The sequence below is a fragment of the Flavobacterium sandaracinum genome, assembly GCF_004349135.1.
Lineage (GTDB): Bacteria > Bacteroidota > Bacteroidia > Flavobacteriales > Flavobacteriaceae > Flavobacterium > Flavobacterium sandaracinum.
The window spans coordinates 37,431-54,659 of sequence record NZ_SMFN01000012.1 but is presented as its reverse complement, the minus strand read 5'-3'; the positions used below and the strand labels follow the sequence as shown (position 1 = coordinate 54,659).

The following is a 17,229-nucleotide window of genomic DNA, read 5'->3' as shown; positions in this document are numbered from 1 at the left end:
TAATGAATGTTTATTATCCTTTTTAGGATTCAAAAAAACGATTCTCTCTGTATATTTGTTTTATAAATATTTAACTATGCAAATCAACTTCAATCCCAATTGGAAATCTATTTTATCTGATGAAATCCAGAAACCCTATTTTCAGGAATTAATAGAAAATGTTGATGAGGAATATAAAAATCATACTTGTTATCCTCCGAAAGAACTGATTTTTGCTGCGTTTAATTATTGCAGTTTCAAAGATGTTAAAGTGGTTATTATTGGTCAAGACCCGTATCATGGTAAAGGTGAAGCGAATGGTTTGTGTTTCTCTGTTAATGATGGCGTTCGAATTCCACCTTCCTTGCGCAATGTTTTTAGAGAGCTAAGCGACGATTATGGAACTATTTTCCTGCCCAATTCTGGAAATTTGGAATCTTGGGCAAAACAAGGAGTTATATTGTTGAATGCTTCGCTAACAGTTAGGGAAGACACAGCCAACAGTCATAAACATTTAAAATGGAATCTTTTTACTGATGCGATAATTCAAAAAATTTCGGAGGAAAAAGAGCAGGTTGTTTTCTTGCTTTGGGGAGCTTTTGCCCATAAAAAAGGACTTAGAATAGACCGAAATAAACATTTAGTTTTGGAGTCCGGACATCCATCGCCATTGAGTGCGAATCAAGGAAAATGGTTTGGTAATAAGCATTTTAGTAAAACAAATGCATATTTAAAGCAGAACAATAAAGCGTTAATTGATTGGATTTCAGTAGAATGATTTTCGGTATTTCACCACCAGAACCTAAAACTTTGTGCTTTTAGTACCTTTTGCTTTATCGACTAAAAAAGATATTTTGCCGCAAATTGCATCAATTTTCAAGACCTATTTAGTGGTACGGATTTAATGGTACAGATTTTAATTTGAAAACCAAATCTGAGAACGCGTAGTCTCTAAATGTTTTGTTAAAAAAATTACGTCTTCTTGTGCATTGTTTTGCGTGAGTGATGGGAGTGGAGCTCTTTTTTGAGAGGTTTTTTGGCCTCGAAAAAAAAGCGGGAACGGACAGCAGGACCCGAAGTTTTTACGGAGGGGCACGCCCAGATACTCAATAGAAGACTAGAAAATCAGGTTCTAATTAAGATTATTTTCAGAGTTTATTTTTTTATAATATCCTCTAATACAGCTTTATCAGCGTAATTAATGACTTTCAAAGTCACCTCTTGGTTTTTGATTGTTTTACCTTCTATGATGTACAGTTTTCCTTTTTTTAGGACTACGTTACTTTGGTCGAAATCTACGTCACCAAATTGCAATGTATTCTTTATATCGGCTGTATCAATCCATTTTTCACCCAAAATTACGGAAGCTTTATCGGAATAGTAAAAGGGTTTATTCCTCAAATCATTCAGTACTCTGGCGTTTGGAAAATAATTACAGCGGGTGTCTTTGCCACTAAAAATTAAAGCAACAAAAAAAAGTCCTATTACTAAACCTACCAAATAATAGGCAAAACGGTGTATAAACTTCATGAATTATATTTTTGGCAAAGGTAGCTGAAAGTTTTCTTAAAAAACAATTAAATTGATATCGTTATACGGTAAATCAAACCAATCACCGATGGCACTATTTGTCAAGATTCCGTGGTACATATAGACCCCATTTTTTAATCCTTTATCACAACGGATGGCACTTTCTATACCGCCATCTTCTGCAATTTTCATTAAGTAAGGGGAAATAATATTGCTGATGGATAATGATGCCGTTTTAGAATATCGGGAAGGGATATTGGGCACGCAATAGTGCAGCACATTGTTCTTGATGAAGGTTGGTTTTTCATGCGAGGTCACTTCTGAAGTTTCAAAACAACCTCCTGTATCAATACTCACATCTACAATTACGGCTCCGTTTTTCATGTGCTCGACCATCGTTTCCGTTACTATTACAGGACAGCGATCCTTGCCTCGCATGGCACCAATAGCTACATCACATCGTCTGAGTGCTTTTAGTAATGCTTTGGGTTGAATGGTTGAAGTGAAAATTCTTTGGTTTAAATTGTTTTGAAGTCTACGTAATTTAGTGATGGAATTATCAAAAACTTTAACAGATGCACCTAATCCAATCGCCGTTTTGGCAGCAAATTCACCTACAGTTCCCGCTCCTATAATTACTACATCTGTAGGGGGTACGCCGGTGATATTGCCAAACAATAATCCTTTTCCGAATTCATTGGTAATCATTAGCTCAGCTGCAATCAGTACCGAGGCTGTACCGGCAATCTCACTCAACGATTTAACCGCAGGATAGGTTCCGTCTTCGTCTTTAATATATTCAAAAGCTAATGCAGTAATTTTCTTTTTGCTTAAAGCCTCGAAATATGTTTTTTTTCGGGTCTTTAACTGAATGGCTGACAAAAGAATCGTCTGTGGATTCATCATAGCAATTTCTGCTAGTGTTGCAGGTTCCACTTTTAAAATCATTGGACAACTGAATACTTTTTTAGTGTCATTAGTCATTTCGGCACCTGCATCAGAATATTCTTTGTCAGTATAACTCGAACTCAATCCCGCTCCCGCTTCAATCATTACGCGATGTCCATGATAAGTCAGCGAGTTTACCGCATCAGGAGTAAGGCAAATGCGACGTTCTTGGTGACTCGTTTCTTTTGGAATACCAATAAAAAGTTCGCTTTTTTGTCTTGCAATCTCCAATTTTTCCTCTTGTGGTAATAATTGTTGTTTAGTGAATGGCGTTATAGTTATTGACATTGATGTTGTTAAATTAAGGGTACAATTTACGCAAAAAGTTTTATAAAAAATACTAATGCATTTTGATAAATGCATTACCACTTGATAAAATTAGTAGTGGATGGTGCGTTCCATCTTTATGTCGGCTCTTTCATAAACACCACCTTCCAATGGCACCTCTAAAAAACCATATTTCTCGTATAAATGAATGGCAGGTAGTAATTTCCTATTCGAATATAAAATTAGTTTCTCCATTCCATTTTCTTTAGCAACAGCTAAGCAGTGTAGTATTAATTTTTTACCGATACCCAAACCTTGTAAGCCATCTTGAACCGCCATTTTGCTCAATTCAAAAGTCGTATTGTCAATTTTTATCAAAGAAACAGTGCCTACAATAATCTCATTATATTGGGCATAAAAAATCATTCCACCTTTGTCTATAATTTGGCCTTGAGGATCGGAGAGTACAATTTCATCTTTGGGTTCGACCCTGAAATATTTTTTCAGCCATTCCAGATTTAATGTTTTTATAGCTTCTTTATACGCAGGTGAAAAGGGTATAATTTCAACAGTATCGTCTAAACTCATAATTATTTTTAACTTAAGGTTAAAGAACGTTTTCCATCAGGAAGCTGCGAAATAGTTATTACGGAATGGGTTTCAGGAATCAAATTTGGAATCTTTTCTGCCCATTCAATAAAACACCAATTACCGGAATACAAATAATCATCAATACCCATGTCTAAAGCCTCCTCTTCTTTGTTTAATCTGTAAAAATCAAAATGATAAACGAGTTGATTTGCATCCGCTTCGTACTCATTAACTAAAGAAAAGGTGGGACTGCTTGTTGCTCCAACTACCCCAAGTGTTTTACATAATTGTTTAATTAGAGTCGTTTTTCCAACACCCATTTCTCCATGAAAAAGGATCACTTTTTTAGGATTATTGGTTATAATTTGCTGAGCAACTTCCTCGAGTTGGTCGATAGAAAAAATGATGTTCATTTTTATAAAATTGTTTAAAGTTTAAGTTTCTTGCCAAACACTTAAAACTGAGACTGACTACTTTTTTATTTTGGATTAAAAACTAAAAACGGAATAATCATTTCTTCCAATGAAATTCCACCGTGCTGATACGTGTTTTTGTAATAACTCACATAATGATTGTAATTGTTGACATACGCTAAAAACAAATCATTTTTTGCAAAAATATAAGAACTACTCATGTTTATGGTAGGCAAACCAATATTTTTTGGCTCTTTCACCGCATAAACATCTTTGTGTTCGTACGTCAAACTACGTCCGGTTTTGTAACGTAAATTTAAGCTGGTGTTTTTATCACCTACCACCTTCGAAGGATTTTTTACGTTTATTGTTCCGTGATCGGTGGTTAGAATCAATTTGAAGCCCATTTTTTGGGCCTGTTGAATGATTTCTAACAGTGGGGAATTTTTAAACCAACTCAACGTTAGGGAGCGGTACGCTTTATCATCAGAAGCCAATTCTTTGACCACATCCATTTCTGTTTTGGCGTGAGAAAGCATGTCTACAAAGTTGTATACCACGGTTACTAAATCATTATCTTTTAAGGCTTTGAAGCTTTCGGCTAATTTTTTTCCGCCGGCAAGACTGGTGATTTTAAAATAATCTTCCTTGATATTTAAGCCCAATCGCTTCAACTGTGCCGTTAAAAATTCCGCTTCAAACAGATTTTTTCCTCCTTCTTCGGGGTCATTTTTCCAGTATTGAGGAAACTGTTTCTCCATCTCTAATGGTGTTAAACCAGAAAAAATAGCGTTTCTCGCATATTGTGTCGCTGTAGGAAGAATAGAGTAGTAAGGCACTTCTTTTTCTAGTTTATAGTAATTTCCAACTACACTTTCAAAGGTCTTCCATTGGTCGTAGCGCAGGTTGTCAATTACGACAAACAAAATAGGCTTGTCCTTTTTCTTGAGTTCAGGAAGGACTAATTCTTTGAATAGTGTGTGCGATTGAACCGGTTTATCCGCTTTTGGTGCAAACCAATCCTCGTAATTGCGCTCAATGAATTTTCCAAATTGGGAATTGGCTTCTGTTTTCTGGGATTCCAAAATTTCAACCATACTTTGATCATTGATATTCTCCAATTCCAGTTCCCAAAAAATCAATTTCTTGTATAACTCAATCCAGTCTTCATAGGAATTCACCATCGCCATTTCCATCGTGATTTTTCTAAATTCCTTTTGATAATCCAAAGTTGTTTTTTGAGAAATTAATCGGGAATGATCGAGATTTTTTTTCAAACTCAACAAAATTTGGTTCGGGTTCACAGGTTTGATCAAATAATCAGCAATTTTAGAACCTATGGCTTCCTCCATAATATATTCTTCCTCGCTTTTAGTAATCATAATCATAGGAATCGAAGATTTTTTCTCCTTCATCTCTGATAACGTTTCTAAACCGCTCATTCCAGGCATGTTTTCGTCTAAGAAAACAATATCAAAATTGTTTTCCTCAAAAATAGTAATGGCATCAAGCCCGTTATTACAAGTAGTTACCTCGTAATTTTTTTTCTCCAAAAATAATATATGTGGTTTCAAAAGGTCGATTTCGTCATCCACCCAAAGTATTTTTATTTTATCCATAAGTTCTATAAACAAGTGTTGTAAAGTAGTAATTCAAAGTGCCAAATTACATTTTTTTGCAACTCCTATCTACTAATATTATGATAATTTTTAAAGATTCTACTATTTCAAATTATAAATTACAATGTAGTATTTGCTCACTTTGCGTTTACTTTTGGGCGTGCCCCAGCCTCCGTAAACTCCGTCTGGGTCGTGCTGTAAGCTGTATCTTTCCTTTTTTAAAGAAAAAAGGAAAGGATGCCGCTTCCATCACTCACGCAATCGGAAGCATACTTGGACTTTAGCAGTACAAAATAAAAATAAATATATAAATTAGCTATAAGAAAATAGAAACAGTCCCTATTTGATACTCAAAAGAGTCCTAAATAGTAGTTTAACCAGAAAAAAAGGGATAATTGATTGCTTAAGGTGCTTTTTTTTTGAAATGGGTAATGTTGCAAAAGGAGATTGCATGGTAGCTGCAGTTGTGAAAAGCTGAATAGTTGTATCTATATTAATAATTAGCACTTAATTGCATGTTGGTATAAATACAATTAAGTGCACTAATTTTATAAAAAGCTATTGTAATTCTTTTTTCAAAAATGGAGCGGTATAACTTTTTTTGCTTTTAGCAACCTCCTCAGGAGTTCCTTTGGCAATAAGCTGTCCGCCGCCTTTTCCGCCTTCAGGACCAATGTCAATAATATAATCCGCTAGTTTAATCACATCCATATTGTGTTCGATAATCAATATGGTATTTCCTTTATCTACCAGTTTATTAATTACTTCCATCAACACTCTGATATCTTCAAAATGCAAGCCAGTGGTGGGCTCATCCAGAATATAAAAGGTATTTCCAGTATCTTTTTTAGACAACTCTCCCGCCAGTTTAATGCGTTGCGCTTCACCACCGGAAAGTGTCGTACTTTGTTGACCCAGAGTTATATAACCCAAACCAACATCCTGAATCGTTTTTACTTTTCGGTAAATCTTCGGAATCATTTCAAAAAACGGAACTGCTTCGTCAACTGTCATATTCAGTACATCCGAAATGGATTTTCCTTTGTATCGAATTTCCAGTGTTTCTCTGTTAAAACGTTTTCCTTGACAGGTTTCACATTCTACATAAACGTCCGGCAGAAAGTTCATTTCAATTGTTCGCACACCAGAACCTTCGCAGGTTTCACAACGGCCGCCTTTGACATTAAAACTAAAACGTCCCGCTTTATAACCCCGAATCATACTTTCGGAAGTCATCGTAAAGAGATTTCTTATTTCGGTAAAAACTTCGGTATACGTTGCTGGATTACTACGTGGCGTTCTACCAATTGGGCTTTGGTCGATATCAATTACTTTATCGATATGTTCCAAGCCTTCTATTTTTTTATAGGGTTTTGGCTTTTTGACTCCATTAAAATAATAAGCGTTCAAAATAGGGTAGAGCGTCTCATTAATCAATGTTGATTTTCCGCTTCCAGAAACTCCCGTTACGCAAATCATTTTGCCCAACGGCAATTCTATAGAAACATTTTTCAAGTTGTTTCCTGTTGCTCCCGTTAGTTTTAGGAATTTTCCATTTCCTTCTCTACGTTTTTTTGGAACTTCAATTTTCATTTCGCCGTTCATGTACATCGCTGTAATGGTATGGTGTTTCAAGATTTCAGCAGGTGTTCCTTTACTGATAATTTCGCCGCCATATTTTCCGGCTTTTGGACCAATATCAATCACATAATCGGCACGTTCAATCATGTCTTTATCGTGTTCTACCACAATTACAGAGTTTCCAATATCGCGCAATTGTTCCAGCGAATGAATTAGTTTTTCGTTGTCTCTTTGGTGCAAACCAATACTTGGTTCATCCAGAATGTACAACACACCAACCAACTGTGAACCAATTTGCGTAGCCAACCGAATTCGTTGTGCTTCACCACCCGAAAGGGATTTTGAACTTCGGCTTAAAGCCAAATAATTCAAACCGACATTCATCAAGAAATTCAATCTGTCCTTAATCTCTTTGATTACTTCAGTAGCGATACGCTTTTGTTTATCAGATAAATGACTGTCTAAATCATGAAACCAAGCCGTCAAATCCGAAATGTCCATATCGCACAATTCGGTAATATTTTTTTCATTGATTTTAAAGAACTGTGCTTCTTTTTTCAAGCGAGAACCTTCACAAACGGGACATTTTATTTCGTCCATGAATTCCTTTGCCCAACGTTTTATAGTCGTGGAACCGCTTTCGTCATGTTGATTTTTGATGAAATGCGAAATACCTTCAAAATCAATTTTGTAGTCTCGGGCAACACCTAAATCTTTAGAGTTGATGGTGAATTTTTCTTTTCCGCCATTCAAGATCATTTCCATTGCTTCGTCAGGAATGGTTGATACAGCATCCGTCAATTTAAAACCATATTTTTCGCCTATTATTTCCAATTGCTTAAAAATCCATGATGATTTGTATTCGCCTAACGGAGCAAAACCACCTGCTTTTATGGATAATTTAGGGTTTGGAATAATCTTTTTAGGATTGATTTCGTTTACTGTTCCTAAACCGTTACAATGATCGCAAGCACCTTTTGGAGAGTTAAAAGAAAATAAATTGGGTTCAGGATTCTGATACGAAATTCCAGTTGTAGGACACATTAAATTCCGACTAAAAAAACGCACTTCGTTTGAATCTTGGTCTAAAACCATCAATACATTTTCGCCATGATGCATGGCCGTATTAATGCTTTCTGTTAATCGTTTTTCATTATCAGGAGTGTCCTCAATCACCATTCTGTCCACAACAATTTCGATATCGTGAGTTTTATAACGGTCTAGTTTCATTCCCAAAGTAATATCCAGCACATCACCATTCACCCGAACTTTAAGGAAACCTTGCTTGGCAATTTGTTGAAAAAGTTCGGCATAATGTCCTTTTCTAGCCCGAATAACTGGAGCCAAAATATTGATTCTTTTACCTGTAAAATCTTGAATTATTAAATCCTTGATTTGCTCATCAGAATACGAAACCATTTTTTCGCCGGTATTGTAGCTATACGCATCGGCACCACGAGCATACAACAAACGAAGGAAATCGTAAATTTCAGTAATGGTTCCCACTGTAGAACGTGGGCTCTTGCTAGTCGTTTTTTGTTCAATAGCAATTACTGGCGAAAGACCGTCAATTTTATCTACATCAGGACGTTCTAACCCGCCTAAAAATTGACGCGCATAAGCAGAAAAGGTTTCTACATAACGGCGCTGCCCTTCGGCATAAATAGTATCAAAAGCTAAGGATGATTTTCCAGAACCAGATAAACCAGTAATTACAACCAGTTTTTCTCGAGGAATGGAAACATCTATATTTTTTAAGTTGTGCACGCGAGCGCCTTGAACTTCAATGGTATTGTCTTTGTCTAGCATAATTTTTTGCAAAACGCAAAGTTACCATTTTGATTTATTCTTTCGATACAACAGTTTAGAAGTTTATGTTAAAATAGGAATCGAAAGAGTATAGAAAGTGCAATAAATGATGGGAGCAGAGCAATTCGTTTTTCATCAACGATTCGTCCCGCTTTCCGTTGCAATCTTGAACGGCAAAAAAAACTTGCCGTACAAGGATTTTCACTTCAATCGGGGCTATAGTACAAGTTTCGTTTTCATAACTTAATTTTTAAATAGGTATTAAAAACGCTAACAATCAAGCTAGCGTTTTTTGTTATTTTTTTATTCCATACCTAATCCTAGTGTTTGCAAAATCCCTACGATCCAGACTATTGGTTTCCAGAGTACTATGAAACCTATAATTGATAAAATAGAGAAAACGGACCAAAATCCAAAACCATAAGCTAATGTGAATTCTGGGAACCATTCCAATAAAAGCATGTAAATCCCAAATGGAATTGCTGCCAATACAAAGGCAATCCAAACTAGGCACTTGATAAAAAAGATAATAATGTTTAATAAGGCTTGAAATAACATAATTTTGAATGTGTTGTGACCTTCGTCTAGTTAAAAATGATAAACGGTTTATATAGCTATATTAATTGTTTGAGTTTTTAGGAGGAATTTCATCTTCCATAGCGGTCATTAAGCCTGTAACTAAAAGCGACAGCCCAACTCCAATAATGCCTCCTGTTTGTGGGTTTTTACCAAGATGGTTTGCAATTGCCATTCCAGCGGCAGCTCCTGAGGTTAAGATGGTGCTTAAACTACTAAAGTCCATTGCTGTGTTTTGTTTTTTGAATAGATTTTTCATGATAGGTGTTTTACAATTAGAATGCGAAAATATAAATCGATAATGCCATTTATTGTCAGTGAAAAATAAATCTAAAATGACACTAATAGTCAGTTTGAATTTCTATTTTTGGAATATGAAAAAAGAAAGTAAAGAGCAAAAACATCTTAACACACCACAAGTTTATCAAACAAAACAATTGGTCGAAATTCTCAGAAAATCTCCTTTTGAGAGTATGGAAAATCTAATTAAATACATCAGCACCAACAGAGATAATAAAATTAGTGAACGCACCTTTCATAGAATAAAAGCTACTCTAAGGGACGATTATGGGATTATAATTAAACATTCCAGAAGTAATGAAGGGTTTTATTTGGATGAAGAAAAATCAATGAATATTGAATCTTTTCTCAGCCACATGGAAATTCTAGCCACTGCCGAACAGCTTTCTGCCAATTTAAACGAGAATAATAATACATTATCTTTTGTAAAATTTGAAAACAAAGCGGCAATAGAAACGATACCGAATTTTAAAATTGTTTTAGAAGCTATTCAAAAAAACGTACCAATAAGTTTTATTCACAATAGTTTTTATCATGGCAAAGAACAACAATATACTCTAAAGCCCTATTTTCTGAAACAATACCAAAACCGCTGGTATGCCATAGGCGAAACCGAAAAAGGGTACCGTACTTTTGGAATTGACAGAATAGGAAACATAATAATTGGCACTAAAAAGTTTAAACCAAAAACGGAAGAAGCAAAAGACAAATTCAGTAGCGTAATTGGTTTAAACTACGTGGATCATAAATTAGAATCTATAAAACTTTCATTTCATATTTCCCAAAAACCTTATTTGGAATCATTGCCTCTACATAGTTCCCAAGAGGAAATTAATCTCAATAATGAAAAAACTTTTGACATTGAATTACTGATTCATCCTAATTTTGAGTTCCGCCAGCATGTTTTAAAATATGGGAGTTTGGTTAAGGTTATGGAGCCCAAATGGTTAGTGGAGGAAATTAGGGAGGAATTGAGGAAAGGGTTGGAAGGGTATTTATAAGAATAAAAAAAAACTCTTAACTTTGAAATTAAGAGGTTTTTTGAATTTACTTAAAAAGGGTAGTAAAACAATGTTTTTCCTTTTCTACCTGAAGATGCTGGTCCAAGTTTTAAATAAATCCCTGTTTTTCCAATAAAATAATGTGTTTTCATTTTTTTAGATTAAATTATTAATTGCCCGTAAGGATTTAATATTTAAGTCGCTGTTGTATTCATTTAAAAATAAATCTTCATATCAAGATTAACCTTTTTTATTGATTCAAATTTTTCAGAAAAACTCATATTTAATTTAAAAACCTCTTTCATAACTTCCAAACCTGCTGAAATTTCTAAAAGTTCATTATATTCGCTTGTCAGTTCTATTTTTATAGTTTGCTCTTGAGTAACGGAACCATTATCTGGATTTCTAGACTCTAAAAGACTATTTAAACTTGGATCAGAAGTAAAATTATTGCTTTTTAAAAACTCGCAAGCCTTATTATAACTGCTGTTTTTGTCAAAATGAGGCTCTATTGTGATTTTTCTGTTTAGTTGTAAACTTTGAATAATTTTCTTAGTTTGCTCTTCCTTGCGATCTCCTTCAATTTTGACGACTTGATATTGTATATCTCCATTTACAACTTTTATCTTTTTTTCTTGACTATCTAAAACTACTGTAGCTTCAAAACCAGTAGCTCCTAATAATTGTGCAATCTTTCCATAAACCTCAATTTTTTCTTGCATAAAAAAATATTCTCCCAAACTACTATTTACATAACAATTAGGTTTGCTCGGATGTTTATAATAAACCGAACCTATTTCAGGTTCTTGACCAACTATTTCATAATCATTAAGAAATTTATCTTTATCATACTCTAATGATAAAATCTCTGTTGAATTTAATCTATCTGCAAATTTTTCAAATTTGTAATTTAAAGACCTTTCGTCCTCTTCAAACAATACTATTTTACTATTTCCCATACTATAAAACTTATTACTATTGCGGCAATAATTCCAATTAATATTTTCTTGAGACCCGCGTTTTTATTTAATTTATCAATTAATTTTTCTGTTTCAAAAGCTAATTCTTTATTGATTTTTAAAGAATCTTCTTTTAAAAGATTTATCATAAGACTAATGTCATTGGTTTCTACATAATAAATATAAAAAATAAACCTGTCCGATTCATCCTTATTTATATAATGTGATTTGATACTTAAAAATTCTCCTTTTTTTCTAATTTCTAACTCGGTGTCTTTATAAATAACTTTCCAATTTTCAACATCATTAATAATTTGAAATGCTTTTAAAGATAAATTCGAAACATTATCTAATTCAACAACCCCATCAATAACAAAATAGTCATCTTTTATTGCGCTTTCGTTTTGTGAAAATAAAATCCTTTTCATTAGCTAAATATTTTTTCAATTAATATTTTGAATTCATTTTTGTCTGTCAAATTAACAACGTATAAATTATCATTGAATAATTTTGAATAATCTTTATTACTAACTTGATTTAGAATTTCTTCCTCAAGTTTGCTTTTTAAAAGATTTGATTGGTCAGGGTGTGATGCAATTAAAGCAACCTTTTTATCTTTTATATATGAATGAATACTGTGGAGGCGACTATTACACTCACGTCTATAGTCATCTTCTGTTAGGTACAGGTGAATATTAAAAAAATAAAATATAACATTATTATTTTCAATAATTTCTTTATAATTAGCCATTAAAGGTTTGTTACCTCCTATATCCTTTCCTTTGTCAATAAATATTTTTTTATCGGTACTTATTGTATAAACAAAACTTTCATAATCATCTTTATATGTGTTTACTTTTACTTCCTTGACACCTCCTAAATTTTTCAATAACGTAGTTTTACCTGATGATTTCATACCTATCATCCCGAGTTTACAATCTATCTTTTCTCCCGAAAAATAACTTACAATACCTCCTCCGGCTGCGCCTGCAACTACAGCACCAACTACAGCAGCTGTGGTTCCTAATCCAAGTGCAGCTGCACCTGCTAAAAGAGAACCACCTCCCGTGAAAGGTGCCGCAGCAACTGCACCTACACCAATTGCAACTCCTCCTAAAATTTTACCAACTTTTTTTATATTCATTATTTTTAATTATTTAAATTTATTATCAAAATTAATATTCGTAACTGTCAATTCCTGTCACTCTTTTTTTTTATTTCATTAAACTCTTAACCATTTTTTCAATCCCCTCATCAGCTTTTTTTAAATTAGACAAAGTCAATTTCAAATCAATCCTGTTGGCTGTTAGGTTTGCAGGATTACTGAGCCAATCTTCCATTTTTCTTTTCCCTTTAGATTTATTAATAAAAGTAAGGGTTACCCCAATATTTTCTGGACAGTTAACAACTAAAGCTATTTGCTCGTCAGTTAAAAGAGATTTAAATTGAGTGTGAACTGCTTCGGAAGAGCGCAGGTGTTCGTAGTCGTAAGGATCTCCACCACGTAATCTTTTGCCTGTGTAAACGTCAGTGTAAAGTGCTAAGCCATCCCCGCCACGAATTAGCGCAGCTTGTTGCATCGCAGCTTTAGTTTTTGAAAATACTTTATCGATTGCTAGGCGACTATAAGGGCGATTTGGATTTGCCATTTGGAATTAAATGGTATTTGCTGTTTTTCGTAGGTTAAAACCCAAAACTAAAAAGATAAATTACAATAAAAAACCCCAAAATGTAATTTGGGGTATCTGTCTTGTAAAATAGGTATTCTGTGCTGTTATGTTCTTTGAGCTAAATTATTAATCGGATTTTTACTGTAGTTCCGGTTTCTGAAAAATCAATTTGAATGGGATCAAAATTGGTGGGTTGCATAATTTTTAGGCGTTCAGTAGCGATTAAAATTCCTCGGGAAAAGTGATTTTTTATAGCTTTGGTTTTACCTTTTCCATTGTCAGAAATTGCGATTTGCAATAATTCTTTTTGAAGCAAAACAAAATCAATTTTAAAAGCAGGATGCAGTGATTCGTCATCAAAAGCGTGTTTAAAAATATTTTCTACAAAAGGTTGCAGCAACATAGTTGGAATTTCAACAGCTTCCTTGTTCATGGCGTCATCAAGCAGTATTTCAAATTGAATGCGATTATCAAAACGTTGGTTTTCTATTGCAATGTAAGTCCTTAAATACTCAATTTCATCCGCAATGGTGATGGTTTGTGAGGCGGAGTTATCTAATGTTTGACGCATTAAACTAGCAACTTCACTAATGTAAACAGCCGAATTATGGGCGTCTTTATTAAAAACAAAACTCTGAATCGTATTTAAAGCATTGAATGTAAAATGAGGATTCATTTGGCTCAATAAGGTTTCAAGTTTTGCTTTAGCAATTTGATTTTCGGTTTCGGCTTTTTGAACCGCTCGTTTTTTTATTCTTAAAATTATAAAAACAATACCTAAAACCAATAGGGTTCCTAGTAAACCATAAAACCAAACCGTTTTCCAGAAAGGCGGTTGAATTCTGATTTTCAAAATATTAAAACGCGACGTTTTTCCCGCATTCAAATCTAAAACTTCAATTTCTAAATGATAGGTGTCATTAGGCAAATAGGACAAATAAATAAAAGGCTTTTCGGAGTACGGACTCCAACGATTTGTCTTTTTTAAGCGGTATCTGAATTTTAATTTATTAGGAAAGGAATGTCCTTTTGGTACAAAATCTACTGCGATAGTGTTGTGCTGGTAATCGCAAACCAATTCGTTAGAATTATAGGTAAACCAACGATAATTGGTTGCACTCATAGGTATTGAATTGATAGCTATTGATCGGATCTCGATACTCGAAACGGTATTTTTATTTGCTGTAAGTTTATGTAAATCAATGGTGTAAAATCCCTTCTTGGTACCCAGATATAATTGCTTTTCAAAAATATGCGAACTACTAATTACAGCATCTTTTAGGCCTTGTTCTTTATCAAACAATTGTATTATTCCGTTTCGGTAGATGTTAATTCCTTTTTCAGTTCCAATCAAAATGAAATCTTTATAACTCTCCAGAAAAGTTATAGTGTTCCCTATAATTTGATTTTTTGGGATGGTTTGTAGTATTCGAAATGAATTGGAATCATCAATTACTGAAACAGCACCAAATTCTGAAGCGATAATTAAATTGCCTTTTTTGTTTTTGGTGATGAATTTTAGTTTGCTTTCCTTCCACATATTTGCTTTTAGCAGCGATTGGAATTTATGGTTTTGATGCACAAATAATCCTTGAAACACTGAAATCAAATAGGTTTTATCATTTGAATTTACTATTCCAACAACATCCAAAGGAGTGTTTTTATCAATTTCTGAAAAGTGTTTGGCTTTTAAATGATACACATCATCATACACTCGAACACCTGCGTAAGGAATGGTTTCTATAAATTGATTATCACTTGTAAAACCAATTTTATAACTGTGAATAGGGAGATAATTTATGATTTTACCCTCAAAATTCATTTCGAAAACACCAATATTACTCGTAATCCAAAGTGATTTTTGATGTTTTAGTATTTCATAAAACTCGATTTCTGGTGCTGGGATATTGTAATTTAGTTCATAAAAACCATCAGCGTGATTTGGCAATCTTTGTTTTGAATTGTTAATGTAAGCAATTTCAAATTTTTTAAAATCAAAAGCAGAAATTATTTTTGAGATGGAATTATTGGCATCTAGAAACGAAATTCCATCTTGATGAAGTATGATTTTTTCACTGTCTAAAGTTTCAAAATCAACAATTGCTTTATCGTTAAATGGATTATAATCAATAGTTTCGTCCAAATGAATTTCGTAAATACCTTTGTCTTTTGACCCTACGTAAAGAATATTTTTTTTATTGTTACAGACAACACTTAGTAAATTTTTAGAATCAATCCCATATTCCTCTGAAATATTTTGTAATTGATTATTTTTTACTTGAAACAAGCCTCCGCTTAAATCATAAATGCCCCAGGCGGCTGCATAAATAATATTTTTATTGTCTTTAGTAAAATCCCAAACAGTAGTTTTTCCAAAAGTTTGTGTTTTTATTTTTTGAGAAATTACATCTTCAATTTTAAAATAATTAACAAACCCTTTATTTCCACTAAAAAGAATGTTATTGTAATATCCTAAACTAAAAACGTTTTGATAATTCAGAACATGCTCAATTGTTGGTACATTATTAATAGTAGAGATTTTAAACAAACCTTCGTTAGAAGTGGAGAAGTAGATTTGATTCTTGTGAATAAAAAAATCTGTCACGATGAATACGCCAAAATGTGGTTTTATTCCTTTTGGAGAAAAAACACGATTTGTTTTGATGTCAATAATTGCCACACCAAGTTCAGTGCCAATATACATTTTGCCATTGTGTGAAAATAGTTTTCGGACACGATCCACTGGCAAACCATTTTTTTTGTTGAGGAAAGTAAAATTTATACCATCAAATTTGTAAACACCTCCACCGTAACTGGCAAACCACATGTCGCCGTTTTCATCTTGTGAAATGTCCCAACAGCTTTTGTTTGCAATGCTTTCCGGAAGAGGTAAATTGGTAAAAGAACCATTTTCTAATTTGGATATTCCATTTTCAGTACCAATCCATAAATCGGAATTTTTGTCTAAATACAGGGATCGTACTGCGTTGTTAGGCAAACCATCCGCAGTTGTGTAGTTTCTTGAAGGTTTTATTTGGCCCCAAATACAACTGTAGAAAAGGATTAAAAGATAAAAGGGATATTTAATTTTCAAGCGCATTCATTAAGCTGGTTTTAGTGTAATATTTTTCTGAAACCTTAATTTGGTATTCGTTTTTCATCATTAAAACAAACTTTTTACTATCAAAAGATTTTATGAAATTCTTATTTATTACCGCGCTAGCACTTACCTTTAGAAATGTATGATTTGGAAGTAATAGAAATAAAGTACTCAAAGATTTTGAGACAATTATAGACTCATTATTAAGCATGATTTTGCATTTGCCATCGCCATTGCTTGTTTCACAATACCGAATTTCTGAAATTTCGGCTACTGTAAAGCCATCATTATTTGGAAAAACAATCGATTTCTTATCGCCTTTTAAATTATTTTTTAAAATTTCAATCCGATTGATGCTGTCTGACAATAGAATCTTATCTTCGAAACGCTCTACTATAGATTTTATATTTAAGGGGTTAATAGGTTTCATTAAGTAATTAAGGGCACTGATCTCTATAGCTTTGGTAAATTGGTTGGCATGTCCTGTTATAAAAACAATTTCAAAATCTATTTTAGTGAAATGATTTACTAATTCAAAACCATTTTTTCCAGGCATATCGATGTCTAAAAAAACTAAATCAGGCTTGTTCTTTTCGATAGAAATAATAGCTGAATCAACAGAATTGCACAAATCTAAAATTTGTATTTTGTTATCGCTATATAAATCGCAAAAGGTTTGGATTAGTTCTCTAGATTTTAGATCATCATCAACGATGATAGTTTTTATTAACATGCAAAAGAAATATTTATGAATTATAAAAATGAAAAAATCTTTAAATGTACTATTTTTTTTGCAAAATAAAAGTTACCATTTTGATTTATTCTTTCGATACAACAGTTTAGAAGTTTATGTTAAAGATTTTGCTACTTTTGATAAAATCTGAAA

At 33.2% G+C, this 17,229-nt stretch carries 16 protein-coding genes; 2 read left to right on the top strand and 14 right to left on the bottom strand.

The window, feature by feature from the left end; translation table 11 throughout:
• Positions 1-76: 76 nt before the first annotated feature.
• The gene (ung, locus tag E0F91_RS11050) at positions 77-757 is read left to right on the top strand and encodes a uracil-DNA glycosylase (RefSeq protein ID WP_132066598.1); all 681 of its coding nucleotides are present in this window, start codon (positions 77-79) and stop codon (positions 755-757) included.
• 377 nt (positions 758-1,134) lie between these two features.
• On the opposite strand, the gene E0F91_RS11045 is transcribed toward ung, so the two are convergent.
• The 8 genes from E0F91_RS11045 to E0F91_RS11010 form a co-directional block, all read right to left on the bottom strand.
• Positions 1,135-1,509, bottom strand: coding sequence for a DUF4258 domain-containing protein (locus tag E0F91_RS11045; protein WP_132066597.1), 375 nt, complete (start codon positions 1,507-1,509; stop codon positions 1,135-1,137).
• 36 nt (positions 1,510-1,545) lie between these two features.
• Entirely contained in the window at positions 1,546-2,745 is a 1,200-nt protein-coding gene (locus tag E0F91_RS11040; RefSeq protein ID WP_165930121.1) for an alanine dehydrogenase, read from the bottom strand.
• 90 nt (positions 2,746-2,835) lie between these two features.
• Positions 2,836-3,312, bottom strand: coding sequence for a GNAT family N-acetyltransferase (locus tag E0F91_RS11035; protein WP_132066596.1), 477 nt, complete (start codon positions 3,310-3,312; stop codon positions 2,836-2,838).
• Between the two features lie 8 nt (positions 3,313-3,320).
• The gene (tsaE, locus tag E0F91_RS11030; RefSeq protein WP_132066595.1) at positions 3,321-3,728 is read right to left on the bottom strand and encodes a tRNA (adenosine(37)-N6)-threonylcarbamoyltransferase complex ATPase subunit type 1 TsaE; all 408 of its coding nucleotides are present in this window, start codon (positions 3,726-3,728) and stop codon (positions 3,321-3,323) included.
• 65 nt (positions 3,729-3,793) lie between these two features.
• Positions 3,794-5,347 (bottom strand): T9SS response regulator signal transducer PorX, encoded by a 1,554-nt coding sequence (porX, locus tag E0F91_RS11025; protein ID WP_132066594.1) that lies wholly within the window; start codon positions 5,345-5,347, stop codon positions 3,794-3,796.
• A 558-nt stretch (positions 5,348-5,905) separates the two neighbouring features.
• Positions 5,906-8,737 carry an excinuclease ABC subunit UvrA gene (uvrA, locus tag E0F91_RS11020; protein ID WP_132066593.1) on the bottom strand — a complete coding sequence of 944 codons (2,832 nt, stop codon included), beginning with the start codon at positions 8,735-8,737 and terminating at the stop codon, positions 5,906-5,908.
• Positions 8,738-9,040: 303 nt separating this feature from the next.
• Complete coding sequence (locus E0F91_RS11015; protein ID WP_132066592.1) at positions 9,041-9,295, bottom strand: hypothetical protein; 255 nt, start codon at positions 9,293-9,295, stop codon at positions 9,041-9,043.
• A 61-nt stretch (positions 9,296-9,356) separates the two neighbouring features.
• Entirely contained in the window at positions 9,357-9,572 is a 216-nt protein-coding gene (locus E0F91_RS11010) for a hypothetical protein (protein ID WP_132066591.1), read from the bottom strand.
• Positions 9,573-9,648: 76 nt separating this feature from the next.
• Here E0F91_RS11010 and E0F91_RS11005 point away from each other — a divergent pair, with 76 nt between their 5' ends.
• Positions 9,649-10,614, top strand: coding sequence for a helix-turn-helix transcriptional regulator (locus tag E0F91_RS11005; protein ID WP_132066590.1), 966 nt, complete (start codon positions 9,649-9,651; stop codon positions 10,612-10,614).
• 215 nt (positions 10,615-10,829) lie between these two features.
• Here E0F91_RS11005 and E0F91_RS11000 read toward each other — a convergent pair whose 3' ends face one another.
• The 6 genes from E0F91_RS11000 to E0F91_RS10975 all read right to left on the bottom strand — a co-directional run bounded on the left by E0F91_RS11000 (position 10,830) and on the right by E0F91_RS10975 (position 17,076).
• Positions 10,830-11,573: a hypothetical protein gene (locus E0F91_RS11000; protein WP_132066589.1), complete on the bottom strand. Its 744-nt coding sequence runs from the start codon at positions 11,571-11,573 to the stop codon at positions 10,830-10,832.
• Positions 11,555-12,001: a hypothetical protein gene (locus E0F91_RS10995; RefSeq protein ID WP_132066588.1), complete on the bottom strand. Its 447-nt coding sequence runs from the start codon at positions 11,999-12,001 to the stop codon at positions 11,555-11,557. The genes E0F91_RS11000 and E0F91_RS10995 overlap by 19 nt, the downstream gene beginning before the upstream one ends.
• On the bottom strand, positions 12,001-12,717 hold the full coding sequence (locus E0F91_RS10990; RefSeq protein WP_132066587.1) for a P-loop NTPase family protein: 717 nt from the start codon (positions 12,715-12,717) through the stop codon (positions 12,001-12,003). The genes E0F91_RS10995 and E0F91_RS10990 overlap by 1 nt, the downstream gene beginning before the upstream one ends.
• A gap of 70 nt (positions 12,718-12,787) precedes the next feature.
• On the bottom strand, positions 12,788-13,222 hold the full coding sequence (locus E0F91_RS10985; protein WP_132066586.1) for a hypothetical protein: 435 nt from the start codon (positions 13,220-13,222) through the stop codon (positions 12,788-12,790).
• A gap of 139 nt (positions 13,223-13,361) precedes the next feature.
• Complete coding sequence (locus E0F91_RS10980; RefSeq protein WP_132066585.1) at positions 13,362-16,343, bottom strand: sensor histidine kinase; 2,982 nt, start codon at positions 16,341-16,343, stop codon at positions 13,362-13,364.
• Positions 16,327-17,076: a LytR/AlgR family response regulator transcription factor gene (locus E0F91_RS10975; RefSeq protein WP_132066584.1), complete on the bottom strand. Its 750-nt coding sequence runs from the start codon at positions 17,074-17,076 to the stop codon at positions 16,327-16,329. Before E0F91_RS10975 ends, E0F91_RS10980 begins: the two co-directional genes overlap by 17 nt.
• Between the last annotated feature and the right edge of the window lie 153 nt (positions 17,077-17,229).

Coding starts and splice junctions, on each gene's coding strand:
- ung (WP_132066598.1), top strand. CDS start 77: ATGCAAATCAACTTCAATCCCAATTGGAAATCTATTTTATCTGATGAA.
- E0F91_RS11045 (WP_132066597.1), bottom strand. CDS start 1,509: ATGAAGTTTATACACCGTTTTGCCTATTATTTGGTAGGTTTAGTAATA.
- E0F91_RS11040 (WP_165930121.1), bottom strand. CDS start 2,745: ATGTCAATAACTATAACGCCATTCACTAAACAACAATTATTACCACAA.
- E0F91_RS11035 (WP_132066596.1), bottom strand. CDS start 3,312: ATGAGTTTAGACGATACTGTTGAAATTATACCCTTTTCACCTGCGTAT.
- tsaE (WP_132066595.1), bottom strand. CDS start 3,728: ATGAACATCATTTTTTCTATCGACCAACTCGAGGAAGTTGCTCAGCAA.
- porX (WP_132066594.1), bottom strand. CDS start 5,347: ATGGATAAAATAAAAATACTTTGGGTGGATGACGAAATCGACCTTTTG.
- uvrA (WP_132066593.1), bottom strand. CDS start 8,737: ATGCTAGACAAAGACAATACCATTGAAGTTCAAGGCGCTCGCGTGCAC.
- E0F91_RS11015 (WP_132066592.1), bottom strand. CDS start 9,295: ATGTTATTTCAAGCCTTATTAAACATTATTATCTTTTTTATCAAGTGC.
- E0F91_RS11010 (WP_132066591.1), bottom strand. CDS start 9,572: ATGAAAAATCTATTCAAAAAACAAAACACAGCAATGGACTTTAGTAGT.
- E0F91_RS11005 (WP_132066590.1), top strand. CDS start 9,649: ATGACACTAATAGTCAGTTTGAATTTCTATTTTTGGAATATGAAAAAA.
- E0F91_RS11000 (WP_132066589.1), bottom strand. CDS start 11,573: ATGGGAAATAGTAAAATAGTATTGTTTGAAGAGGACGAAAGGTCTTTA.
- E0F91_RS10995 (WP_132066588.1), bottom strand. CDS start 12,001: ATGAAAAGGATTTTATTTTCACAAAACGAAAGCGCAATAAAAGATGAC.
- E0F91_RS10990 (WP_132066587.1), bottom strand. CDS start 12,717: ATGAATATAAAAAAAGTTGGTAAAATTTTAGGAGGAGTTGCAATTGGT.
- E0F91_RS10985 (WP_132066586.1), bottom strand. CDS start 13,222: ATGGCAAATCCAAATCGCCCTTATAGTCGCCTAGCAATCGATAAAGTA.
- E0F91_RS10980 (WP_132066585.1), bottom strand. CDS start 16,343: ATGCGCTTGAAAATTAAATATCCCTTTTATCTTTTAATCCTTTTCTAC.
- E0F91_RS10975 (WP_132066584.1), bottom strand. CDS start 17,076: ATGTTAATAAAAACTATCATCGTTGATGATGATCTAAAATCTAGAGAA.